General features: G+C 38.4%; 21 protein-coding genes. 9 read left to right on the top strand and 12 right to left on the bottom strand.

Features of this window, described 5'->3' with window-relative positions; all coding sequences use genetic code 11:
* Positions 1 to 28: 28 nt before the first annotated feature.
* From FY049_RS20030 to rpmH, 6 genes are all read right to left on the bottom strand, one after another.
* Positions 29 to 391 (bottom strand): NirD/YgiW/YdeI family stress tolerance protein, encoded by a 363-nt coding sequence (locus FY049_RS20030; protein WP_004818181.1) that lies wholly within the window; start codon positions 389 to 391, stop codon positions 29 to 31.
* 156 nt (positions 392 to 547) lie between these two features.
* A complete protein-coding gene (gene mnmE / locus FY049_RS20025; protein ID WP_224964491.1) occupies positions 548 to 1,912 on the bottom strand; it encodes a tRNA uridine-5-carboxymethylaminomethyl(34) synthesis GTPase MnmE in 1,365 nt (454 codons plus the stop codon).
* Positions 1,913 to 2,001: 89 nt separating this feature from the next.
* On the bottom strand, positions 2,002 to 3,741 hold the full coding sequence (gene yidC / locus FY049_RS20020; RefSeq protein ID WP_004718941.1) for a membrane protein insertase YidC: 1,740 nt from the start codon (positions 3,739 to 3,741) through the stop codon (positions 2,002 to 2,004).
* A gap of 5 nt (positions 3,742 to 3,746) precedes the next feature.
* Positions 3,747 to 4,067: a membrane protein insertion efficiency factor YidD gene (gene yidD / locus FY049_RS20015; RefSeq protein ID WP_004718939.1), complete on the bottom strand. Its 321-nt coding sequence runs from the start codon at positions 4,065 to 4,067 to the stop codon at positions 3,747 to 3,749.
* A gap of 9 nt (positions 4,068 to 4,076) precedes the next feature.
* Positions 4,077 to 4,469 carry a ribonuclease P protein component gene (gene rnpA / locus FY049_RS20010; protein ID WP_004718937.1) on the bottom strand — a complete coding sequence of 131 codons (393 nt, stop codon included), beginning with the start codon at positions 4,467 to 4,469 and terminating at the stop codon, positions 4,077 to 4,079.
* Positions 4,470 to 4,502: 33 nt separating this feature from the next.
* The gene (rpmH, locus tag FY049_RS20005; protein ID WP_000831329.1) at positions 4,503 to 4,637 is read right to left on the bottom strand and encodes a 50S ribosomal protein L34; all 135 of its coding nucleotides are present in this window, start codon (positions 4,635 to 4,637) and stop codon (positions 4,503 to 4,505) included.
* A 692-nt stretch (positions 4,638 to 5,329) separates the two neighbouring features.
* Between rpmH and dnaA the strand changes: the two genes are divergently transcribed.
* The 4 genes from dnaA to gyrB all read left to right on the top strand — a co-directional run bounded on the left by dnaA (position 5,330) and on the right by gyrB (position 11,608).
* Positions 5,330 to 6,721, top strand: coding sequence for a chromosomal replication initiator protein DnaA (gene dnaA / locus FY049_RS20000; protein ID WP_004818188.1), 1,392 nt, complete (start codon positions 5,330 to 5,332; stop codon positions 6,719 to 6,721).
* 110 nt (positions 6,722 to 6,831) lie between these two features.
* The gene (gene dnaN / locus FY049_RS19995; RefSeq protein ID WP_004718933.1) at positions 6,832 to 7,980 is read left to right on the top strand and encodes a DNA polymerase III subunit beta; all 1,149 of its coding nucleotides are present in this window, start codon (positions 6,832 to 6,834) and stop codon (positions 7,978 to 7,980) included.
* 24 nt (positions 7,981 to 8,004) lie between these two features.
* The gene (gene recF / locus FY049_RS19990; protein WP_446084216.1) at positions 8,005 to 9,087 is read left to right on the top strand and encodes a DNA replication/repair protein RecF; all 1,083 of its coding nucleotides are present in this window, start codon (positions 8,005 to 8,007) and stop codon (positions 9,085 to 9,087) included.
* Between the two features lie 52 nt (positions 9,088 to 9,139).
* Positions 9,140 to 11,608: a DNA topoisomerase (ATP-hydrolyzing) subunit B gene (gyrB, locus tag FY049_RS19985; RefSeq protein ID WP_004818189.1), complete on the top strand. Its 2,469-nt coding sequence runs from the start codon at positions 9,140 to 9,142 to the stop codon at positions 11,606 to 11,608.
* Between the two features lie 163 nt (positions 11,609 to 11,771).
* Here gyrB and FY049_RS19980 read toward each other — a convergent pair whose 3' ends face one another.
* Positions 11,772 to 12,779, bottom strand: coding sequence for a putative solute-binding protein (locus FY049_RS19980; RefSeq protein WP_004718925.1), 1,008 nt, complete (start codon positions 12,777 to 12,779; stop codon positions 11,772 to 11,774).
* Between the two features lie 1,004 nt (positions 12,780 to 13,783).
* Positions 13,784 to 15,718 carry an ATP-binding cassette domain-containing protein gene (locus FY049_RS19975; RefSeq protein ID WP_234624347.1) on the bottom strand — a complete coding sequence of 645 codons (1,935 nt, stop codon included), beginning with the start codon at positions 15,716 to 15,718 and terminating at the stop codon, positions 13,784 to 13,786.
* 468 nt (positions 15,719 to 16,186) lie between these two features.
* Here FY049_RS19975 and FY049_RS19970 point away from each other — a divergent pair, with 468 nt between their 5' ends.
* Positions 16,187 to 17,191 carry a putative solute-binding protein gene (locus FY049_RS19970; protein WP_218619759.1) on the top strand — a complete coding sequence of 335 codons (1,005 nt, stop codon included), beginning with the start codon at positions 16,187 to 16,189 and terminating at the stop codon, positions 17,189 to 17,191.
* A gap of 64 nt (positions 17,192 to 17,255) precedes the next feature.
* Here the strand turns inward: FY049_RS19970 and tyrS are convergent, their stop codons facing one another.
* Positions 17,256 to 18,470, bottom strand: a complete 1,215-nt coding sequence (gene tyrS, locus FY049_RS19965; RefSeq protein ID WP_004718921.1) for a tyrosine--tRNA ligase — start codon at positions 18,468 to 18,470, stop codon at positions 17,256 to 17,258.
* A gap of 82 nt (positions 18,471 to 18,552) precedes the next feature.
* Here tyrS and FY049_RS19960 point away from each other — a divergent pair, with 82 nt between their 5' ends.
* A complete protein-coding gene (locus tag FY049_RS19960) occupies positions 18,553 to 19,680 on the top strand; it encodes an anhydro-N-acetylmuramic acid kinase (RefSeq protein ID WP_035370790.1) in 1,128 nt (375 codons plus the stop codon).
* A gap of 287 nt (positions 19,681 to 19,967) precedes the next feature.
* A complete protein-coding gene (locus tag FY049_RS19955; protein WP_327857940.1) occupies positions 19,968 to 20,810 on the top strand; it encodes an alpha/beta fold hydrolase in 843 nt (280 codons plus the stop codon).
* Positions 20,811 to 20,880: 70 nt separating this feature from the next.
* Here FY049_RS19955 and erpA read toward each other — a convergent pair whose 3' ends face one another.
* The 3 genes from erpA to FY049_RS19940 all read right to left on the bottom strand — a co-directional run bounded on the left by erpA (position 20,881) and on the right by FY049_RS19940 (position 23,185).
* Entirely contained in the window at positions 20,881 to 21,216 is a 336-nt protein-coding gene (erpA, locus tag FY049_RS19950) for an iron-sulfur cluster insertion protein ErpA (RefSeq protein WP_004718915.1), read from the bottom strand.
* A 129-nt stretch (positions 21,217 to 21,345) separates the two neighbouring features.
* Positions 21,346 to 22,350 (bottom strand): putative solute-binding protein, encoded by a 1,005-nt coding sequence (locus FY049_RS19945; RefSeq protein WP_004818193.1) that lies wholly within the window; start codon positions 22,348 to 22,350, stop codon positions 21,346 to 21,348.
* Positions 22,351 to 22,720: 370 nt separating this feature from the next.
* Positions 22,721 to 23,185 carry a hypothetical protein gene (locus FY049_RS19940; protein WP_056515547.1) on the bottom strand — a complete coding sequence of 155 codons (465 nt, stop codon included), beginning with the start codon at positions 23,183 to 23,185 and terminating at the stop codon, positions 22,721 to 22,723.
* Between the two features lie 202 nt (positions 23,186 to 23,387).
* Between FY049_RS19940 and FY049_RS19935 the strand changes: the two genes are divergently transcribed.
* Positions 23,388 to 24,455 (top strand): alpha/beta hydrolase, encoded by a 1,068-nt coding sequence (locus FY049_RS19935; protein ID WP_446084215.1) that lies wholly within the window; start codon positions 23,388 to 23,390, stop codon positions 24,453 to 24,455.
* A gap of 301 nt (positions 24,456 to 24,756) precedes the next feature.
* Positions 24,757 to 25,323 carry a peptidylprolyl isomerase gene (locus FY049_RS19930; protein WP_004718908.1) on the top strand — a complete coding sequence of 189 codons (567 nt, stop codon included), beginning with the start codon at positions 24,757 to 24,759 and terminating at the stop codon, positions 25,321 to 25,323.
* Positions 25,324 to 25,513 lie beyond the last annotated feature (190 nt).

Below are 25,513 nucleotides of genomic sequence, written 5' to 3'. Positions count from 1 at the left end.
TGTGCGCCTAGATGTTGGTTAAAAGCAATTATTGAATAATCTCAATTTTAACCACTTCTATATCAGTAGGTTTATAGCGGTGAGTATCGACTTCCCCCACAACTTTAACTTTGGTACCCGGTTTTAACTTTTTTAAATCGATAAGATCGTCATCCACTTCGATCCCAATAGTTCCTGTGCTGTCTTTTAGCTCATAATGTTCATGTTTTATTTGACGAACAATTGTCCCCGTCAAGGTAACAGCCGTTTCATCATTGGCACGTATCGCTTGTCCAATGGTGATCTTGTTTTTGGCAGCTTCTTGAATAATCACATGATCATCCTTACCCGCCCAAACATTTGAAGTCATCACTAAAACAGCAATCGCAAGCAATAAAGGAGTTTTTTTCATGAAAAGAAGCCTTTGTTGAATATGTAATTGATCTTACAGTAAACAATTCTAAGATTGATGTAAATTCAGCTTACAAAAGCACAACTTTTCATCAAAAAAAGCGGACTAATGTCCGCTTTTAAGCTTTTAGAGTAAAGGATTACTTTCCAATACAAATTACTTTCCAATACAGAACGAGCCAAAAATTACCCCTAATAAATCATCTGCACTAAAATCGCCTGTGATCTCAGCTAAGGCATTCTGTGCTAAACGTAACGATTCAGCGACCAGTTCACCCGCATGATAGACCTCAAGTTGCTCATGTGCTTCTGTAAGATAGTGCTGAGTACGCTTCATTGCGTCTAAATGGCGTGTACGAGCAATAAAGGTATCTTCTTCAGGATGGAAGCCAGCATGCGCTGTAATCGCATCTATAAGCGCTTGTACGCCCATTTCCTGCTTGGCCGACACGCTAATATGGCGAAAACCTTGAAAATCACTTAATTCAGGTGACTGCGTAGTTAAATCACATTTGTTACCAATCAATATTAAGCGTTTAGTTTCTAAATGATCTTCAAAATAGCGCTGAGCAAGTGCTAAAGGATTTTCACCTTGGCTGAGGTCATAAACCAAAAGTAATAAATCCGCTTGCTCAATTTCTTTGATTGCTCGGCGAATACCTTCTTTTTCGACCACATCACCTGTTTCACGTAAGCCCGCAGTATCGGTCAGTGTGATAGGCAAGCCATTTAAAGTAATTTTCTCATGTAGTACATCACGCGTCGTTCCTGCGATATCCGTAACAATGGCACGGTCATTTCCCGCCAAAGCATTCAATAACGAAGATTTACCCGCATTGGGCTTACCTGCAATCACCACTTGCAGACCTTCACGTAATAACTGCCCCTGACGCGCAGAGTGTTGTACAGCAGAGACTGAAGCCTGCACATCTTCAAGCAGATGAAGAATTTTTCCATCTGCCAAAAAGTCGATTTCCTCTTCTGGGAAATCAATTGCCGCTTCAACATGCAAACGTAAATGAATCAATTTTTCCAATACGGTATTCACTTTATTGGAAAATGCACCTTGCAAAGAACGTACTGCAGAACGCGCAGCGGCTTGTGAGGTCGCATCAATTAAATCTGCAATCGCTTCAGCTTGAACCAAGTCCATTTTGCCATTTTCAAAGGCTCGCATGGAAAACTCGCCTGCTTTGGCCGCAATAGCACCCAGCTCGAACAATCGTGCAAGAAGTGCATTTTGAATTACAGGACCACCATGTCCCTGCAATTCCACCACATCTTCACCCGTAAACGAGTTTGGATTTGGAAAGCAAATTGCTAGCCCCTCATCCATCACTTCACCTTTTTCATCAAAAAACTGACGAAAACCAGCAAAGCGCGCTTGGGGAAGCGCTTTTTGAGTTAAAGCTTGTGCAATCGCATAAGCCTTAGGACCAGATAGACGAATCACACCTACACCACCACGTCCAGGTGGAGTCGCAATTGCTGCAATTGTGGTTTGGCTTACAGGGTTGCTCATCTAAATTACTCAAACTTTGACAATAAAAAAATCCGCCTAAGATTACCATCTTAAGCGGATTTTTTCAGCTATTGCTTAATCTATGAAGATTAAACCACTTCGCTTGCGACTTTGGCTTTAGCAACATTTTTGTTGATAAACCATTGTTGCAGAATCGTGATCGAGTTGTTCACAATCCAGTATAAAACCAAGCCAGAAGGGAAGAACAGCATAAATACTGTAAACATGATCGGCATGATTTTGAAGACTTTAGCTTGCATTGGATCAGTAGGTTGAGGGTTCAACATTTGTTGAACAAACATCGTTACACCCATGATCAACGGCAAAATAAACCAAGGATCCATTGCAGATAAATCTTGAATCCAAAGCATCCATGGCGCATGACGAAGCTCTACAGATTCCATCAATACCCAATACAATGCTAAGAAGATTGGCATTTGCAACAACAATGGTAAACAACCCGCAAGTGGATTGACTTGCTCACGTTTGTAAAGCGCCATCATTTCTTGTGAGAAACGCATGCGGTCTTCACCAAACTCTTCTTTCATGCGTTGCATTTCAGGTGCAATCACACGCATTTTCGCCATAGAACGATAGCTCTTAGACGACAATGGCCAAAGAATAAGCTTAACCAATACAGTCAATAAGATAATTGACCAGCCCCAGTTACCTACAAGATTATGGAAGAACTGTAAGCCAGCAAATAATAATTTTGCAATTGGCCATAACCAACCATAGTCTACAGTTTGGTTTAAACCAACAGCCAAGTCTTTTAATTCAGATTGAATTTTTGGACCTGAGTAGAACGTTGCATCAATGCTCATTGCTTTTCCAGCTGGAACATTGATGGTTGGAGAAGTAAATCCGATGATATTCATACCATCTGCAGATTTACGAGATTCCAATTTTGCTGTGTATTCTTGACCGCCAAAATGACCAGGCATCCAAGCACTTACAAAATAATGCTGAACTATCGCAACCCATCCGCCTTTTGCTTCAGTGTTGAGTTTTTCATCAGTAAAATTTGCAAATTTTAGCTTGTTATAATGCTCATCAGGTGTACCCCAAGCGCCACCCAAATATGTTCCAAGTGTAAAAATCCCTTGAGAGGTTTTTCCTGGATCATCTGAGTTATCACGCTTAATTTGACCAAACATTTGTCCTTGCCAATTTTGCGCACTACGGTTGACAACCTGATAGCTTACATCGATTGGATATTGACCTTGTTTAAAGGTAAATGTTTTGATGATTTCAACGCCATCTGCTGTTTTAAATACCATTGGTACAGCTAAAACTTGAGATGTCTTGCCATCTTTGTCTTTGGCTGCTTTGGCATCTGCAATAGTATAAGCAGTTTTTTCAAACGCATAGTTTGGACGATCTGGCTTACTGTCCGGACCATTCAATCCAATTAACCCAGATTGCGCAACATAGGTACGTTTTGCATCACTTTCAAGCATAACAAAAGGCTGATCACTGTCTTTGCTCTTGTCATGATTCAGTAATTCAATACGAACAATATCACCACCTTTAGGACTAATCCAAAGATGATAAAGGTCAGTTTGTACTGAAATCAATTGTTGATTTGCTGTGGCTGGTGCAGCTGTATTCTGTTGTGCAGCAGCTATATTTGCTTGTGGAACATCGCTAGTGGCCGCAGTTGCTTGACCTTTTGGCAGATCGGCAGACACATCATGCGCTACAACAGCCTGCGGTGTCGCAGCCTTCGATGTATTGTCATGACCATAGTCTTTTTGCCAAGCCAAAATGAGCAAATATGCGGTGACTAACATGGCCCCAAGGATTGCAAACCTGGCCCATTGTTGCATATCTATTACCCCAAGTGGTTAGAGTGATTTTGGTTCAATAAACGTTCACGCAAGGGTACAGGAACATGAAGCGTTTGAGAATCTATTTGCTGAAATGAAATAAAACGAATTGTTTTTTTTGGCACAGGATCATAACCATACCCACCCCAAGGATGACAACGACACACGCGTTTGGTCGCTAACCAGCTACCTTTTAATGCGCCGTGCGTATGGATCGCTTCTAACGAATATTGAGAACAAGTCGGAATATAACGACAACGAGGTCCAATGAGAGGACTAATCGCAATTTGATAGAAACGAATCAACCAATGCAATAAACGAATCATTGGTATCCTCTATTTTTGAGGGGAAGATTGAGCTATTTTATGGTGCTTTTTAACGATGCGCTGCAATTTCAACCAAGCAAATTGTAATTGCTGAAAAAGCTCAGCATTTGGAACTGCTTCTATACCTACTTTAGGCATCACCACAATATCCAATAAATCTATATTTTGCTGGTTTAAGCGAAAACTTTCACGCGTTAAACGTTTTATTCGATTTCTTTCATGCGCACGGCGCACTTTCTTCTTTGCAACAACAATACCCAAACGGCTTTTAGGCTGTTCGGTAACTTTTGCTAAGAATATAAAATGGGGTTGATGCACTTTAAAAAGCGCACCATCAAATACATCTTTGTAATCAGCAGCGCAGTGGATTCTCACCTCTGGACTGAAACTATAAAGAGACATAACACCCAAGTCGTCTATCAACTGTCTAAAAAATTAAACAGTTAAACTATGACGGCCTTTTGCACGACGGCGAGCTAATACTTGACGACCAGCCTTAGTAGCCATACGAGCACGGAAACCATGAACACGCTTGCGCTTTAATTCAGATGGTTGGAATGTACGTTTCATATCGAAACTCCAAAATTGATCTTTTCTAAAGGTTCGCGATTGTATTGTGCATTCTTTATTCTGTCAATAAATATACACATTTCTTTTATATAGACGCTTTATTTTTACCCAGACAACAACTTTATATAGATTAAATTGAATAAATTATCAAAAATATATATTCACAGCATAACTTATTCTTTTATAATGCAAATAAGAGTTATGCACAGATATATCCTCAAAGTTACCCATAGGCTGATTCACAATTTAAATTTAATTTCTCAATTTTAAATTTAAAAATCGTGTTGTTTTGAATTTAAATTCATAACTGAAGCTTTATCCACAGAAATCCTGATCCTTATAAATAAATTCAAATTTAAAATTTATATTTATTATTATTAGGGAGCATTTTTTCTGTGGAAAACCGATTTTTTAAGATAAATAATAATAACTTACCCTGTGAGTATCCATGTTTCTATTAATTTGATGGATTGTGGATAACTTTCTGTGATAATTTATCCACAGCTTGTGGAAAACCTTATCCACAACTGCTTTGAATTTGAATTTATTTACAGAAGGTTGCTTTTTTGAGCGAATTAGATTGAATTAACCATGACAGATGTGGATAACTTGGTTAGAATGGCGACCCCTTCACCTACAGGGTAGGGGTAAATAGTCTTTTTTGAATTTAAAATTGAATGAAGGGGTTTCACATGCTTTGGACGGACTGCTTAACTCGCTTGCGACAAGAGCTCTCTGATAATGTCTTTGCCATGTGGATTCGTCCTTTGGTTGCAGAAGAAGTCGAAGATACTTTAAAACTGTATGCACCCAATCCATATTGGACTCGCTACATTCAAGAACATCATTTAGAACTGATTTCTATTTTGGCAGAACAATTATCTGAAGGTCGTATTCGCAAAGTCGAAATTTTAGTCGACTCGCGTCCTGGTGCAATTCTTTCTGCTGCTGAACAGCCTGCTACCACAACGGCAGCGCTTGAAAGCTCACCGATGCCTACACAGCATGTCAAAGCCAAAAAAGACAAAGAATATGAAGTTGTTTCTGCAAAAAATGTGAAGAAACGACAACTTAACCCATTATTTAACTTTGCTTTATTTGTTGAAGGGCGTTCAAACCAAATGGCGGCTGAAACCTGCCGCAAAGTTTTAACACAACTGGGTGAATCTCAACATAATCCACTCTTTTTATACGGCCCTACAGGCTTAGGTAAAACGCATTTAATGCAAGCTGTTGGGAATGCATTATTACAGGCAAAGCCAAATGCGCGTGTGATGTATATGACTGCGGAAAGCTTTGTCCAAGATTTTGTCAGCTCTTTGCAAAAAGGTAAAGTTGAAGAATTTAAAAAGAATTGCCGTTCTTTAGATTTATTGTTGGTTGATGATATTCATTTGTTGGCAGGTAAAGAAGCCAGTCTTGTTGAATTTTTCTATACATTCAATGCTTTATTGGATGAATCTAAACAAATTATTTTGACCTCTGATCGTTATCCAAAAGAATTAACCGAATTGGATCCGCGTTTAGTCTCGCGTTTTTCATGGGGATTATCGGTTGGGGTTGAACCACCAGATATTGAAACACGTATCGAAATTTTGCTGAAAAAAGCCGAAAGCAGTGGCATCGATCTGCCTCGAAATTGCGCTTTATTTATTGCACAACAGGTTGTTGCCAATGTGCGAGAGCTTGAAGGCGCTTTAAACAAAGTTGTGGCAATCTCACGCTTTAAGGGGTCTGCAATTGATCTAGAAGTGGTTCGTGAATCATTGAAAGATGTTTTGGCGATTCGTGCCCGTACCATCAGTACTGAAAACATTCAACGCGTAGTGAGTGAATACTTCCGTATTCCATTGAAAGAATTGGTGGGACCAAAACGCACACGTATTTACGCACGACCACGTCAGTTGGCGATGGGTCTTGCGCGTGAGCTTACTGGAGACAGTTTCCCTGAAATTGGGATGGCTTTTGGCGGTCGTGACCACAGTACGGTCATGCATGCCTGTGAAAAAGTGCAAAGTTTACGCGATGAAGATCCAATTTTTAATGAGGATTATAAAAACCTCATGCGCCTGTTACAAAGTTAAAATTTGTACAAATTATGCGCTTGCAATGCGGCATAAACTGCCGCATAGTACGTCATTAAAAAAAATTTATTACCCACATTTTTGTCATATTTAGTTAGAGGAATTCCACCGTGCGTTTGAAAATCGCGAAAGAGAGCTTACTTAATGTTTTGTCCCATGTGGTTGGAGCAGTTGAACGTCGCCATACTTTAAACATTCTTTCAAACGTGAAAATTCAAGCTACAAATCAAGCCCTTACGATTACAGGATCAGATTTGGAAGTGGAGCTTGTGGCAAGTACAACTCTAGCTGAAGGTGCATGTTTACAAGCAGGGGAAACCACAGTTCCTGCACGTAAGTTGGTCGATATTTGTAAATCTTTACCAGCAGCAGCTTTGATTGATTTGCAGATCACTGAAGATCAACGCTGTATTTTAAAATCTGGAAACAGCCGCTTTGTTTTAGGAACCTTACCTGCTGAAGATTATCCATTGTTAACCAATGAAAATAGCCAAGGCACTCAAGTTCAAGTCACTGAGCGTGAATTAAAACGTTTATTCGAAAAAACCTCATTTGCCATGGCTGTGCAAGATGTACGTTTTTATCTGACAGGTACATTATTGGAAATTGATGAAAATCAATTACGCGCAGTCACTACCGATGGGCATCGTTTAGCACTTTGTGAAACATTAGCGTCATCAACCGCTGCACAATTGGTTCAAGCCATTGTTCCACGTAAAGCAGTCGGTGAGTTACAACGCCTTTTAAGTATTGAAGATGAGCAACTGACCTTGTTAATTGGTCGTGAATTGTTAAATGTTACCATTCAAACCTCTAGCCGCGATAAAGAACAAGGCGATATTACGGTACGTTTCACAACAAAATTAATTGATGGGAAATTCCCTGATTATCGTCGTGTGATTCCACGTGGCGGTGACAAAGTTGTAAATATTCCACATGATGTATTTAAGCAATCCTTACAACGTGTTGCGATTTTAAGTAATGAAAAATTACGTGGCGTATTCTTAAACTTTAATGCTGATTCTTTGCAATTACGTGCCAATAACCCTGAGCAAGATGAAGCGATTGAAGATTTAGCTATTCAATATGCCAATGCACCGATGGAAATGTCGTTTAATGCGCAATATATTTTAGATGTATTAAGTGTTTTAGATGGTGATGATGTCGCAATGACCATGTCTGAAGCGAATCAGTCGGTATTGGTACAAGATCCAACCCAATCTAATCAAACTTATGTTGTGATGCCGATGCGTGTTTAATTGATTTATTTTTAAATCATAGCCATGCATATTACGCGTTTAAATATACAACGTGTTCGAAACCTCAAGACGGTTGCTCTGCATGAGTTGCAACCGTTTAATGTTTTTTATGGACAAAATGGTTCAGGTAAAACCTCGATTTTAGAAGCCATTCATTTATTGGCAACAGGTCGATCTTTTCGAACATATATCCCGAAAAATTACATTCAAAATAATCAATCAGACGCCATTGTTTTTGCCCAATCTTTGACTGAAAAGATTGGTATGCAAAAGCTGCAAAGTGGTGAGCAGTTAATTAAAGTCAATGGTGATACTGTTGCAACCCAAGGGCAGCTTGCCAAAATCTTGCCATTGCAACTGATTGACCCATTAAGTACTGATATTATTGATCATGGGGCAAAACCACGTCGCCAATTGTTGGATTGGCTCATGTTTCACGTGGAACCAGACTTCTATCATGCATGGCAATATTATTCTCGCGCTTTAAAGCAAAGAAATAGCTTACTTAAAACCAAACGTAATCTGACTTTGCTTGATTTAGAGCCGTGGAACAAAATGCTCAGTGATTATGGTGAAATGTTACATTCTCAACGGGTCGAGATTGTTGAGCAATGGAAGTTATATTTGCAAGAAGATTTGGCGCAGTTGCTACCCGATTTAAAGATTGAAATGGAATACAGTGCAGGGTTCCATGTGGAACATGGTTTGGCCAATGACCTGATTCAATATCACCAAAAAGATGTTGATCGACGTTATACCGAGTATGGACCGCATCGTGCAGATATCCGATTAAAAACCCCTTTAGGCGAAGCGGATGTGGTACTGTCTAGAGGGCAGAAAAAGTTGTTGATAATGGCTTTAAAACTATCACAAATTGCCATGTTACATGCCTGTAATAAAGAAACTGTGGTATTATTAGATGATGTGACAGCAGAATTAGATTTAAGCGCACAACAACGTTTAATTGAGCGATTGAGCCAACTTGGTAGTCAAGTTTTTATTACCACACTAGACCATGAATCAGTAAAAAAACATTTACATGATTTGTCTATTTCCTACCAGTTATTCAATGTTGACCAAGGTCAGGTAAGTGTTGTTGCAACATGATTTTAGATTTTAGCCAATTTTGGAAAGACCTATTTTTCACTAGGGAGAAACCATGAGTTCAGAAGATCAAATAGCTTCTCAAACAGAACCAACCATTGAAAAGGCTTATGATTCCTCTAGTATCAAAGTATTACGTGGTCTAGATGCAGTTCGTAAACGCCCAGGTATGTATATTGGTGATACTGATGATGGTTCAGGCTTACACCATATGGTATTTGAGGTCGTCGATAACGCGATTGATGAAGCTTTAGCTGGTCATTGTGATGAAATTTTAGTGACTATTCATGAAGATGAGTCAGTCAGCGTTGCAGATAATGGACGTGGTATTCCAACTGATATTCACCCAGAAGAAGGTGTCTCTGCTGCAGAAGTAATTCTTACGATTCTGCACGCAGGTGGTAAGTTTGATGATAATAGCTATAAAGTTTCAGGCGGTTTGCACGGCGTAGGTGTATCTGTAGTTAATGCACTTTCAAGCAAACTTGAACTTACGATTCATCGTGCTGGTCATATTCATCAACAAGAATATAAACATGGTGATCCGGTTTATCCGTTAAAAATTGTGGGTGATGTCGAAACCACAGGGACCATTGTTCGTTTCTGGCCAAGTACTGAAACGTTTAGCCAAACGATTTTTAATGTCGATATTTTGGCACGTCGCTTACGTGAACTTTCATTCTTGAATGCGGGTGTTCGTATTGTCCTACGTGATGAACGTGTTGCCTTAGAACATGTCTTCGATTACGAAGGTGGTTTATCTGAGTTTGTAAAATATATTAACCAAGGTAAAACCCATCTCAATGAAATCTTCCATTTCACCACTCAAGCTGAAAATGGCATAGGTGTTGAAGTTGCTTTGCAATGGAATGATACCTATCAAGAGAATGTTCGTTGCTTTACCAACAATATTCCACAAAAAGATGGTGGAACGCATTTAGCTGGTTTCCGTGCAGCGTTGACACGTGGCTTAAACAGCTACATGGAAAATGAAAACTTACTCAAAAAAGAGAAAGTTGCAGTTACTGGTGATGATGCGCGTGAAGGCTTAACAGCAATTGTTTCAGTTAAAGTACCTGATCCTAAATTCTCATCTCAAACCAAAGAAAAATTGGTGTCGAGTGAAGTTAAACCTGCTGTCGAGCAGGCAATGAACAAAGCCTTTTCTGAGTATTTATTAGAAAATCCTCAGGCTGCAAAATCTATTGCAGGCAAAATCATTGATGCTGCACGTGCGCGTGATGCTGCGCGTAAAGCACGTGAAATGACACGTCGTAAGAGTGCGCTTGATATTGCCGGTCTTCCAGGTAAGTTGGCAGACTGTCAGGAAAAAGATCCAGCACTTTCAGAATTATACTTGGTCGAGGGTGACTCTGCGGGCGGTTCTGCAAAACAAGGCCGTAACCGTAAAATGCAAGCCATTCTTCCGCTCAAAGGTAAAATCCTGAATGTGGAACGTGCACGTTTCGATAAGATGATTTCATCACAGGAAGTGGGTACGCTGATTACTGCATTAGGATGTGGTATTGGCCGTGAAGAATATAACCCAGACAAGTTGCGTTATCATAAAATCATTATCATGACCGATGCTGACGTGGATGGTTCACACATTCGTACCCTGCTTTTGACTTTCTTCTTCCGTCAAATGCCAGAACTTGTGGAACGTGGTTATATTTATATTGCACAACCACCACTGTATAAACTGAAAAAAGGTAAGCAAGAGCAGTACATTAAAGACAATGATGCTTTAGAAACTTATTTGATTTCAAATGCGATTGATGAACTTGAATTACGTGTCAATGCTGAAGCGCCTGCAATTCGTGGCGTAGCATTAGAGAAAGTGATTGCTGATTATCAAACCTCTCAAAAGAGTTTGCAGCGTTTAACTGTGCGTTATCCTGCGACCTTGCTGGATGGTTTATTGAGTCTTGAGCATTTTAAACTTGATCAAAATCATGACCAAGATTATGTACAACAATGGGGTGAAAAACTTCGTACTGCGATTGAAACAACGCAACCGAGTTTACGTCCAGTGTTGAGCTTGGAACCCTTTGATAAAGAAACTGCTGATGGGCTTAAAACGACGATTTATTTCCCGCGTATAACGATTTATGTGCACAATTTACCGCATAGCTATTTATTAGACGCGGGTTTATTGGCATCGGGCGAATATAAACGTTTATTGCAAAACTCGAAGAGCTGGTTCACCTTGTTAGAAGAAGGTGCTTATCTGCAAAAAGGCGAACGTAAAATCAACGTTTCGACTTTCCATCAGGTTTGGCAACACATTTTGACAGATTCACGTCGCGGCATGATGATCCAACGCTATAAAGGTTTGGGTGAGATGAATGCTGAACAGCTTTGGGAAACCACAATGGATCCTGAAAACCGTAATATGCTGCAAGTGACCATTGATGATGCGATTGAAGCCGATCGTATGTTTGCATGTTTAATGGGCGATGATGTAGAACCACGTCGTGCTTTCATTGAAGAAAATGCATTAAATGCAGATATTGATGCTTAATTAAACTCATTTTAGTCAATAAAAGGGAATAAACCTCGGTTTATTCCCTTTTTTATAGCCCTTATTTTAATTTTGATAGTGCTACTGCTTCTATTTAAAACAAAAAAAACCAGCTTCTCAAAGCTGGTTTTTTTGTAGACTTTAGCTTATTTCATCTAAAGTATTATTCACCACCTAGCGTACATTCAAAGTTGGCTTTATCTACTGAACAACGTGCTTTTTTCAACACAGACATCATGCCTGCATCATAAATACCTTGTTTAGTCAGTTCTAAACGGCCATCACGCATTAACTTTTGATATTTCAGCTTATCTTCAGCGGTTAAATTCATTTTGTATTTTGCTGGAATAGTCGCTTCTAGGCGATTAATCATAGCAAAGCTTTTTGGCAAGTTTTTCACAAAATAATCACGAGATTTTTGACCAAAACCTGCAGGGAATTTTTCAGGACGGATGACAAAGTCAGCAGTTACTTGTAATACAGGGAAGTTAAACATTGCCCCATTTGCACCTAAACCTTTTTGAATTTCAAGCGGTTTGTAGGCATAAGCAGGCGCACCGACCATATCAACTTGACCATTGTTGAATTTTGCAACAAAGTTGGTGATATCTGAAGGAACTGCTTGTGCACCAACACGTTGTACTAGAATTTTTTGAGCGCTGTCATAGCTTAATACAGCAAACTTTTTACCAGCGGCTTTTTCAATCGAGTTGATATTTTTATCACGTACAAAAATAAATGCTGAACCAAGTGGTGCAATACCAGCAACTTCGTATTTTTTACCACCCAAGGTTGTGGTCATTTTTGCAGCATTACGCGCATCTAAGGCAAAAGTAATGGCTTTTTGTGCAATCGCATTACTTGGCACACCACCAATAGAGTCGATTGAACCCACAAATTTATTGTATTGACGCGCGCGCATTGCAGTCATAAATACGCCATCGCATTTGCCTGCTTTAAAGTCGTTATCTGCAACAGCCTCATCTTGTTTTGGAATGAGATTGATATCAGCTCCCCAACTTTTTGCTGATAATGCCCATTCTTGCGCCATTTGAAATGACTCACCTGACTTACCTAATAAGTCAAATACGCAGACATCTGTCGCAGCTTGAGATGCTGAACTAAATCCAACGATTGAAGTTGCAGCAATAGCGAATGCAATTTTTTTCATATTTTCGTCCTTATCTATTTATCCATCTTTAGGAACTTTTCCATAAGCGCAATATTAATCAGCTTTGTTTGAAAAAAATAGAGCATTTACTCCATTTATTATTTTTTTTTTGACAATTATTGTGAATTAGCGACTTAACTCTCATTTCATCGACAATCTTTTTATAAGTAAATCAGTTTTTTAAGTCCGAGTTATGCTTTTTCATTACAAATTGTTCGAAATTCATGATCTATGTAATTTTAAATAATTTTGCTGAAATCAAAAAAAATTAGATGAATGTTCATTATAAAAAGCGACGAACGGTTAAATTTTGCACTTGAATTTTGTTCTATTATTAACCAAAATAATGTTGATAAGTGTGTGGGTAACTTTTCAATTAAGCTTAAATTCGATCAATACAGACTGATTTAATCACATATAAAACTTCAAAATCATTAAAAAATGCTCTCAAAGAATGAGTCAGAAGAACTGTTTTAAAATTTTAACTTATCCACATGTAATTGATAAAAAACATTTTTAAATTCAAATGAATTGTCTTTTTAAAGCCTTTTTAGTTATTATTTAGTTGAGCTAATATGTTCCACGCTGGAAATCACCAATTATAAATAAAAGTTATGATTTTATTTTATCGATTTGAAGATGCTTTTGAGGTTGAACGTGGCTGTTGGATGTGGTTTGGATGTTAAATAAAATAAGCTTATGATTTTTATTGGATTATTGTGCTAAAAAGCTTTCTTTTTGATCTGGGGGAATCTAGAGTAATGACAAACAACACTTGAGCGTGTTTGCATAGCGTGGCTATGTATTGAATTACTGATGATTTATGAGAAGAGGTATAGAGCTTTAAATTTTGTTAAGGCGATGAAGTTGCGTTTAGAACTTTAAATAAAATAATTTTTATAAATTAAATTATTGATTTTTAATTATATTTTATTAAAAAGCTAGAAAAGGCATCTGCCTATTTCTAGCTAATTTGAGGGGCTTACTGTATTTAAAAGCACTTTTTAATCGAAAGAGCTTTCTAATGTTTCTAGTTCCATCATCAGTTCAAGCATTTTTTCTTCAGCTTGTTCTAATTTTACTTTTAACTCTGTCTGTTCATTCATGAGTTTGAGTAAATCATCTTTACGGTTTGCCTCATAAAGGGCTGAGTCTGCAAGTAATGCTTCAATGTCTACGAGTCTAGGTTGAATTTTTCCAATTTGACTCTCAATTTTCTCGATATTTTTACGAATAGGACGGCTCAGTTCACGTTGACGAGCTGCTTCTTTACGTTGTGCTTCTTTATCGAGTTTTGAAATACTTGGCTTTTCAACCACCTGAGATTGAACAGGTGCACTAGGCTGTTGTCCATTCTTGATCATATCGATACGTGCTTGACGTAACCACATTGCATAATCTTGTAAATCCCCATCAAATTCCTTGCTTTGACCTGCGTGAACCAAAATAAGTTCATCACAGACTGAAGCGATCAGCTGACGTTCATGGGAAACTAAAACCACAGCACCTTCAAAATCCTGTAAAGCCATCGTAAGTGCATGGCGCATATCTAAATCTAAATGGTTAGTGGGCTCGTCGAGAATTAAAACATTTGGACGTAGCCAGACGATTAAAGCCAAAGCCAAACGCGCACGCTCACCGCCAGAGAAGCTTTCGCTTGGGGTGTCCATACGTTCACCACTAAAGCCAAAACTTCCTAAAAAGGAGCGTAATGCTGCTTCACTGATCTTTGGGTCAGCAATGCGAGAAAGTTGTAACATCGGGCTGGCATTGCCATCTAAAGCATCCATTTGGTGCTGGGCAAAATAACCAATGTTGAGTAATTCAGAATCTTTACGTAAACCTTGAATCAGTGGTAAATCACCGACTAAAGATTTAATTAGGGTCGATTTACCTGCACCATTCATTCCCAGTAAACCGATACGACTGCTTGGTGTAATCTGTAAATTTACATTGGTGACAATTAATTTATCGCCATAGCCAATATCTGCATGTTCGAGTGTGAGCAGCGGTGAACTCATTTTGCTTGGTTCACGGAAACTAAAGGTAAATGGATTATCGACATGCGCAGGGGCAAGCTCTTGCATACGTTCAAGTTGTTTAATACGGCTTTGCGCTTGTCGTGCTTTAGTCGCTTTGGCTTTAAAACGGTCAATAAATTTTTGTAAGTGTGCTTTAGCTTCTTGTTGTTTTTCAAACGCTTGTTGTTGTTGTGCTAATCGCTCAGCACGTGTGGTTTCAAAAGTAGAGTAGTTGCCAGTATATAAAGTCAGTACTTGATTTTCGATATGTAAAATATGATCTGTGATTGCATCTAAGAAATCGCGGTCATGTGAAATTAAAATGAGCGTGCCTTCATATGCCTTGAGCCAATCTTCTAACCATAAAATTGCATCTAAGTCTAAATGGTTGGTCGGTTCATCGAGTAATAGTAAGTCTGAGCGACTCATCAGGGTGCGAGCAAGATTTAAACGCATCCGCCACCCACCAGAGAAACTTGAAACCAAGAGTTCTGATTGATGCTCAAAAAAACCTAAACCGGCCATCAGTTGAGATGCTTTAGATGCAGCTGTATAGCCATGAATTTCTTCAAAACGGCTATATAAATGCGCTAACTCATCATTACTCAAATCTTCAGAATGGTTTAGTTTGTCTTGGATGAGCCAATATTCTTCATCGCCAGATAACACAAAATCAATAGCTTTCATATCTAAGGCTTTGATTTCCTGAGCCATATGGGCTACGGTCCATATATTTGGACGAGTTAAGCTACCGCTGTCTGACTCCATTCCACCCAAAAGTGCTGAGAACAATGTGGATTTACCCGCACCATTTACACCTGTTAAACCAATTTTCCAACCAGGATGAAGTTGCATAGACGCTTTTTGGAATAAAATGCGTCCACCACGGCGAATTGAAAGTTGGTCTAACTGAATCATAGGAAACTGACTATTGAATATCGGATGCGGTATAGTAAAGGATAAATGGTAGAGTTCAAAAAATGTATTTGATAAAAGAAGTGACAAAATGTCTTTTCTTGAGTGAAATGCACAATAAATTGGGTAAATAGGGTCAATTCAAAAAAACAAACAATGCTTTATTGTGAATGCTTCAATAAAAAAATGCGTATATCTCCCAAACCAGCAGCAATAATTAGAATATTTTAATTTTAAAATCACTCAATAAAAAAACCGCTCAATAAATCAGATCAGTCACTTATTTTTATCAGAATTTTGTCCTGAATTTTTTATCTTATCTAAAAGTTGGTTAAAAAACTAACAAAAAATATCCAATTTATGTAGAATTAATCACAGTATCACCTAAAAATGTGTAGTTAAAGTAAAAGACTTGGATTGCTTTTACATCTACAAGGATAAATCTATTTATAAAAATATGGACGTCAGATGATGAATAAAATAGGATATTTACCGATTGTTTTTTCAGTTTTTTTTTCACCTCTGCTACAGGCAAAACAAAATGTGTGTGTGTTTGATTTACTGGGTAAAGCGGGTGAATCTTATAAACTCATGGAAGAATGGGCTTTAGCAGCCAAAGCATGGGACGCTGATATTAATTTAACCGTGTATCAGTCAGAAGAAGCTGTGGATAAAAATTTTAAAACCAATAAATGTGATGCCGCGGCAATGACCACGATGCGCTCACGTGAATACAATAAATTTGGTGGATCTATTGATGCTTTGGGAGGAATTCCCAACAATGAAATTGCCAGAAGAGCGATCAACTATGCCTTGGATAAACGCAATGCAAAAAGATTGGTTTCTGAAAAAAATGGGGTCAAATATGAATTGGCAATGATTACCCCGATTGGTATTGCTTATATCTTTGTTAAAGATCGCGCAATGAATACTTTGGAGAAGGGCAAAGGTAAAAAGTTTGCCTATCTGCATTATGATCTTGCACAAAAGGTTGCCGTTGAGCGTGTAGGCGCAATCGGGGTTCCTTCTGATATTTTTAATTTTGTGAAAAAATTTAATGATGGTGAGGTGGATGCGATTGCTTCGCCAGCCTATGCCTATAAACCATTGGAAATTTATAAAGGTTTAGGTAGCAATGGTGCAATGTTTACTTATCCCGTAGTGAATGTGACTGCTGATTTAATTATTAAACCTGAGCAATTTCCAGAAGGTTTTGGTATTAAGTCACGTGAGTGGGCTGTGAAGCAGTTACCAAGTTCATTTAAGAAAATAGAAAAAATGGAAGCTGAGATCCCAGCAAAATATAAATTAAATGTGTCCAAGGATGATGCACTCCGTTATCAGAAATTATTGCGAGAAGGGCGGATTGAGTTAACAAAAAGAGGGGTGTACGATCCTGTAATGATGTCGGTACTGAAAAAAGCACGCTGTACGGTAGATCGCACCAACTTTGAATGTTCACTTGCAGGTGAATAAATTTATTCAATAAAAAAAGCCATCAATGTTGATGGCTTTTCTGGTTTTATTGGCTTACACGGGATTAATCGGTAAAGGTCACTTTTGCAATGGCTTTTTTACTTGCCTGAATAACCAAAGTAACATTTTCTTTCACAGTGAAGTTTGCATCCACAACTTCCCAATCTACTTTTACGGCTCCACGTGAAACAGCATCTTTAGATTGTGCTGAATTCTTGGTTAAGCCTGCGGCACGTAAAATAGACACAATCGAGATTTCTCCATTGTATTCACCACGAGAAATAGTCACTTCAGGCGTACCTTCAGGTAGCTCACCTTCTGTGATTAAGTTACCCGCACCTTTATGTGCATGTTCAGCAGCTTCTGCGCCATGGAAGCGTTCAACCAACTCAAGTGCAAGAATTTTCTTAATGTCTTGCGGATTACGACCTTCAGCCATTTCTTTGAGAAGAACGTCAATTTCGTCCATAGACTTAAAGCTGAGTAATTCAAAATAGCGTTCAATCAAGCTGTCAGGCATAGACAATACTTTTTGGTACATTGCGCCAGGGGCATCAAATACACCAATATAGTTGCCTAAAGACTTCGACATTTTATTAACGCCATCCAATCCTTCTAGGATTGGTACGGTAATACATACTTGAGCTTCTTGATCATAACGACCTTGAAGAGTACGTCCCATAAGTAAGTTAAAGGTCTGGTCTGTACCACCGAGCTCAACATCGGCTTCAAGCGCGATAGAGTCGTAACCTTGAACTAAAGGATATAAAAACTCATGAATAGCAATCGGTTGATGGCTATTATAGCGTTTAGTAAAGTCATCACGTTCTAGCATACGCGCAACAGTTTGCTGCGAAGCCAATTGAATCAAATCAGCAGCGGTTTTTGTTGCAAACCACTCAGAGTTAAAACGAACTTTGGTTTTATTTGGATCAAGAATTTTAAACACTTGTTCTTGATATGTTTTGGCATTTTCTAAAACTTGTTCACGCGATAGTGGTGGACGAGTCGCACTCTTACCTGTTGGGTCACCAATCATGGCGGTATAATCACCAATCAAGAATGTGACATCATGACCAAGATCTTGAAACGCTTTTAATTTGTTAATTAAAACAGTATGACCCAAATGTAAATCTGGGGCAGTTGGATCAAATCCTGCTTTAATTTTTAAAGGACGATTTTCTTTTAGTTTCTTCAGAAGATCTTCTTCAGAAATAATTTCGTGAGTGCCTCGGCGAATGAGGGCAAGTTGTTCTTCAGCCGGCAGGAAATTTGACATTACAAAAACCCAAATACTTCAGTTAGACTATTTGTGCGATATACTAACATTTTTTCAGCATAATGCAGGCGAAGAATATCTCATGACAACAATCTATATTGGCGTAATGACTGGAACCAGCATGGATGGCGTCGATTTTGTTGCTGCTTCATTTGATCCTTTACATATCCATGCCACGCTTACAGTCGCTTTTGATCCTCATTTACGCGATGAATTGATGGCATTGACCTTACCTGATGATAATGAAATCGATCGAATGGGTAAGGCTGATGTCGCTCTTGCAACCATGATTGGCAATGGCATTAACCAACTCATACAAGAAAATAATTTAGATAAAAGCCAAATTAAAGCGATTGGTTGTCATGGACAAACTATTCGGCATCGCCCAGAACACGGGTTTACTTTACAAATTGGTGATCCAAATATTATTACGGAAATTACTCAAATTCCTGTGATTTCAGATTTTCGTCGTCGTGATATGGCGGCAGGTGGGCAGGGTGCTCCTCTAGTTCCAGCATTTCATCAAGCTTTATTTCAACATTCAACCATTCATCGAGTGATTCTCAATTTAGGGGGGATTGCCAATGTCAGCATGCTGCCTGCTGGTGATGAGCAGAATGTTTATGGTTTTGATACAGGTCCTGCCAATATTCTTATGGATGCGTGGTGTCATCGTTATACTGGGCAACCTTATGACGAAAATGGCAATTGGGCAGCTTATGGTCAACCGATACGTTCATTGTTAGATCGCCTTCAAGCAAATGAATACTTCTCTAAAGAACCTCCAAAAAGTACAGGGCGTGAAGACTTTAACTTGGAATGGTTAGATGAGCAGATTTTAGATTGGCGCAATGATTTAGAATATGATGAATTAGAAGATACCCCTGAAAATATTCAGGCAACGTTGATGAAACTCACGACACGTGCCATCAAGAAAGCTATTTATCGTTCACCTCTAGATACGGGTGAGGTCTATGTTTGCGGTGGAGGTGCTTATAACTCACATCTACTTGAACAACTCCGTTGGCGTCTACGTAAGCACAATTGGTCTGTACAATCGACTTCTGCGCTGGGCTTAGCACCGACATGGGTAGAGGCAACCGCATTTGCGTGGCTCGCCATGCGTTTTGACCAACAGTTAAGTGGCAACCTACCTGCTGTTACGGGGGCAAAAGGCTATCGTATCTTAGGCACGATTACGGCAGTTTAAAACTGAAATGATTGCTAAGGTGAGTGATACACCTTAGCAATCAATATTTAAAACAAGAACAAGTGCGGTATAAAAACAAATGAAAGCAACCAGAATGGGACAAATTTTGCTGATCTATAACGACTACTGATCATTGTTCTTGAAAATGAGAATTCATTTTTGCTTGGTCGCCTGAGATATTTTGTAGAACAATGATCGACCTGTTTAGCGCTGAGATTGTCCTTTACTGCTGTTAAAAAATAGTGCATAAGCTTCCACTATCAATAAAAATTAAAACTGAGATCACAATGAACTTAGCGATACAGAAACAGCGCATAGAATCATTTCAAAGAGAGGGTTTTAGCTTTGATGTGATAGATTCGGGTCCTTTGGATGGGCAGCCTTTTGTCTTGTTACATGGTTTTCCTGAAACCAATAAAAGCTGGCAAGAAACTGCAGAGATCCTGAATCAAAACGGTTATCGTACTTTTGCTGTCAATCAACGTGGTTATAGTTTAGGTGCACAACCGCAAAACCGCCGTGATTATAGAAGTTCTGCTTTGGTTGAAGATGTAAATGCTTTAATCGATATGATCCAACAACAGGTTTATTTAGTTGGACATGATTGGGGGGCAGTGGTTGCTTGGGATGTTGCACAACGTTATCCTGAAAAAATAAAACATTTGATTACGATTTCTGTACCGCATAAAGCAGCATTTATGCGTTCGATGTTAAGCAGTAATCAATTGTTAAAATCTTACTATATTGGTTTATTCCAATTACCCAAAATTCCAGAATTATTATTTGAGAAATTACCAAAGTTGGGTCTGGGCTTATTAAAAGATTCAGGAATGACCGCAAAACAACTCGAAGATTTCCAACAAGACATCGTGGTGGAAAAGCGTCTAAGTTCTGCATTAAATTGGTATCGGGGACTTCCATTTAGTTCAAATAAAAATTTAACCCAACCAGTTTGTGTGCCGACTTTATTTATTTGGGGCAAACGTGACTCAGCGATCGGTTCTAAAAGCGTCGCCTTAAATCATCATTATGTAAAAGCAGCTTATAAAGAAATTGTGATGGATGCGACGCATTGGATACCAGTGCAGAATGCAAAACAATTGAGCCAATATATTTTAGAAACGATTTAACCTTGATGTCCTAACCATAAAAATGCCCTCATAAGAAGAGGGCATGATTTGATTCAAAATATGCTTTGAATTAAATGGAGAATGATGAACCACAACCGCAAGTTGTTGTTGCATTCGGGTTTTCTACAATAAAACGTGAACCTTCTAAGCCTTCAATATAGTCAACTTTAGAACCGACGAGATATTGATAACTCAACGAGTCAACCAACATTTTTACATCACCATTTATGAATTCAGCATCATCTTCATTCATACTTTCGGCAAAGTTAAAACCATAAGAAAATCCTGAACAGCCGCCACCCGTTACATAGACACGTAACATCAGATCTTGATTACCTTCGCTATCACGAAGTTGGCGAACTTTATTTGCAGCATTGTCAGTCAGCTCAAGTGCTTGGGCGGTCATGATATTGTTCCTCAGATTTCAAATGGCTTAAATGAAAAGACCATATATTCAGTATAACATACTCAATATATGGTCAGTGAGTGAACTTTAAAGTAAATTCAGACTAAATTTATCGGATTTAATCTAGAATTATTTGTAGTTCTCATCTTGTAGCGCACATTCAAAGTTTTTCGGATCGTTTTTACAACGGAATTGCCAAAGGATTTTCATCATTTGTTTGTTATAAACGCCTTGTTTGGTCAAGCTGATACGAGATTCACGCATGAGTTTTTGATAACCAGGTTTATCACCATCTGGAACTTGCATCCAGTATTTCGCTGGAATATCTGCTTTCATTTTTCCAATGATGGTGTTTGCACGAGGCAATTGCGTTTTAATCCAATCACGAGATTTTTGACCATAGCCAGCAGGGAATTTATCTGGACGAATGATGATATTACCTGTGACTTGTAGCAGTGGGTAATTCACAATAGCGCCTTTAGTCCCTAAACCCTTATGCAGCTCTAAAGGTTTAAATACCGCTGCAGGTGCACCAATAATATCAACCTGACCATTATTGAATTTACTGCCAAAATTTGTAACATCCGCGGCAACTGCTTGAGCACCAATTTGTTGAACCATAATTTTTTGTGCTTGGTCATAGTCGAGTACCGCAATTTTTTTACCCGCTGCTTTTGCAACGGTATTGATATTGCGGTCATTGACCATCAGGAAAGCATCACCTACTGGAATAACACCAACAACTTCATATTTTCCACTGGTCATGTATTTTGCAAAGTTTGGATTTGCTAATCCTTGCATGACTTTTACCGCGAGATTGAGATCTGGAATCGCACCAATTGCATCTAAAGAACCAGTGAAACTATTAAATTGGCGGCCACGCATACCTGTGATACTGACAGCATCACATTTACCCGCTTTAAAATCTTCTGCAATAACAGATTCATTTGAATTCACTTTTAATTCCAGATCCGCACCCCAGTTTTTCGCTGCAAGTTGATAATCTTTCATTAAGGTAAACACATCACCATTTTTACCCACTAAATCAAATACACACATGACTTGTTTTGCTTGAGTGGCAGATGTTGCAAGCAAAAGACCCGCAGCAGCAATGAGAGCGTTAGACCATTTCATTATTTTTTTCCTTTCCATGATCAATATTATTCATGTTCAATTGAATCGAAGAGCCTCGACCAATAGAACTTTGTGACATCAAAAATGTATTTAGTTTAGAAAATCGTTTATTGCTAAACCCAACATGATCTATTCTGAACAATCGATTTTCCAAATCAATTGTTCGAGTTCAATGATGAATTGATGTTATTGAAATCATTACTTGAAATGAGTCAGTTCGCAATGACCCAAATGACAAAATTTCCTCAGCAAAGAAGAAATGTCAGAAGCTATTAATTACTGAGGAAAATCATTACGTTTGCTTTTATAAATGAATAAATTGTTTGCTAAAAAGACAAAAGAATCTGGGTTCGCCCCAAATTCTTGAAGATTAATCTTTGTTGTGATCTCTGTTTTTACGCTCATCACGTCTTTTATCACGTTGCTGTTGTTGATTTTGACGATCACGCTGTTGCCACTGTTTTTGATCAGGTCGGTTGTCCCAGCGGTGGTCACGATTTGATTTATTGTTCCAATCTTTTCTATGTTGTTCCCATTGCTGTTTTTTCATTTGATCACGTTTGGCTTGTTCATATTGCCAGCGTTGTTTATCCCAGTTCTTTTGGCGCCGTTCTTGTTCAATGCGCATTTGTTGTAAACGATAAGCTCGCTCGCGTTCCCAACGTTGGCGATCATTGTTTCGGTCATATCTTGGATCATAGCGTTGTCCATAGCCATAATCTCGATATACGGGTTGCCCATAGCCGCGAGAGTCATAACCATCTTCAGGAAATGCAACACAACCAACAGCAATAATAGATGTTATGAATGAAACAATTAATGCTTTTATAGCCATAAGTTGTCTCCATTTAACAAGCAAAATAGCAAAAAAAAATTCAGATATAGCAAAATAGTCAATGACAAGTCATTTAACTCAGATTAGCGTATTTAAAAATTATATTTGTATATCGATGATGAGACTTGTATAAGATTATAGTCAGTCGATGCCTGATCATGTAGACAATATGAAGAATTTGAACATTTAAGGAAGAATCGTAATGGTTGCTTTTCAACGTAGTATTCATGATTTAGTCGAAAAAGGGCAGGGTTCGGCAGGTAGGGCTTTAGATCGTTTGCCTACATTCGCTCAAGAGTCATTAACCAAGTTATTGGGTTACCCGTACCAATTTCCTCAATTGGATAGTTTCACCAAATGTTTGATGGCAGCTCAACTTAAACAGGGCAAAGTAGGTTTTATTGGCGCAGATGTAGAGCGCTCTAGAAAGCAATTTGAATCACAAATGCAATCTATTATAAACAAACCGACCCATATCCAATTTGTTGAAGATATTCGTCTTCCGCTGCAAAGTGGCAGCGTCTATGCACGCCATTACCATCCTGCACCAAATAAAAAATTGCCAATGATTGTATTTTATCATGGCGGTGGTTTTGTGGTAGGTAGTGTAGACACCCATGATGAAGTGTGTCGCTTAATTGCTGCTCATGCAAAAGTTCAGGTTTTAAGTATTGAATATCCACTCGCACCTGAAGTTGGCCCACGTGACTTAATTCAATCTTGTGAAGATGCTTTGGCTTGGGTGTATCAAAATCGCCGTCAATTTAAAATTCTCAAAAACCGGATTGCGGTTGCAGGAGATAGCGCGGGCGGAAATATTAGCGCTGTTGTTGCACAACGCACAGTCAATACAGTGTTTGCGCCTCAAGCCCAGTTCTTGATTTATCCTGCCGTTGATTTTAAGAGTCGACATCCATCTTTCTTTGCTTATAAAGATGGCTTGGTGTTGACAGGCTCAGATATTGATTATGTGACCGAATATTATGCGACACGTTTTAATATGGCATTGGATGATCCAATCATTTCACCGACCAATGGCCAGCTAAAGAAACTTGCCCCTGCATTTGTAGTAACGGCTGGACATGATCTTTTGCACGATGAAGGTAAAATTTATGCTTATAAGTTACGTCAAAATGGCGTAAAGGTTCATTATCAGGATTATGAAGATCAAACCCACGGATTTATTAATTTAACCCCTGTTTCACGTAAAGCTAAAAAATACGTTATAGAGATGAGTAAAGAGTTCCGTAAATTCTGGGATAAGCAATAACACAATATCATCTTTTACAAGTCACTTTTGTTTCACGTGGAACAAAAGTGATTGATTAAAAAATAATCAAATAAGAATAATTGTTCTATAAGGGCTAAGCACACGGATTTATCCATACAGCTCTTTTGTTGATAAAGCATCATCAACATATTCAACAACCAGTAAGGCTTATGACAGCTATATAGATATAGTCGTGAATACTGTTGAGTATTGGTAAACGTGTTTAAATGTCATTTTTCAACAGAATAAAAGCAGACTACTATGAGAGGCTTATTAATTTAAAATGTTTAAGGAAAAGAGAATGATCAAAAAAATAGGCATCGGTCTTGCTTTAGTGGTTTTGGTGAATCAAGCGTTCGCCAATACAGATATGCAAATTAAAACCAATTTAGGCAACATCAATATAGAGCTTTATGATGATCAAGCACCGATATCAGTAAAAAATTTTAAGAGCTATGTAAATAGTCAATTTTACAACGGCACCATTTTCCATCGAGTTATCCCTGGTTTTATGATTCAAGGCGGTGGCTTTGATAGCAACATGAAAGAGAAGGCTACTCAGCCAGCGATCCAGAATGAATCTAGCAATGGCTTAAAGAACGTTCGTGGGACTTTGGCTATGGCACGGACTAATGCGCCAAACTCTGCAACCAGTCAATTCTTTATTAATGTTGCAAATAACGACTTTTTAAATAAGTCTGCTGGAAACCCTGGGTACGCCGTATTTGGTAAGGTGACACAAGGACTAGATATCGTCGATAAAATCGTACAGACACCAACACAAACAGTGGGTATGCACCAAGATGTACCTAAACAAGCTGTAAAAATCATCAGTATTCAAACAATAAAAACAAATGTGAAAAAATAGTTAAAAAATAAAGCAGAAATATTTTGTTCATATTTCTGCTTTAATATTAAAAGCTTACGCGACAAAAAGCCTAAAAATGAACCAAAACAGTGCATAAAAATACAACACTCAATAAAACAATCAGTTAAAAGCACTTGCGTGTGTAAGAAATTGCCCTATAATGAGCTCATCCCGACGCGATACAGCAAAT

This window comes from Acinetobacter sp. 1125_18A (genome assembly GCF_052824985.1).
This window is presented reverse-complemented; position numbering and strand designations above follow the sequence as displayed.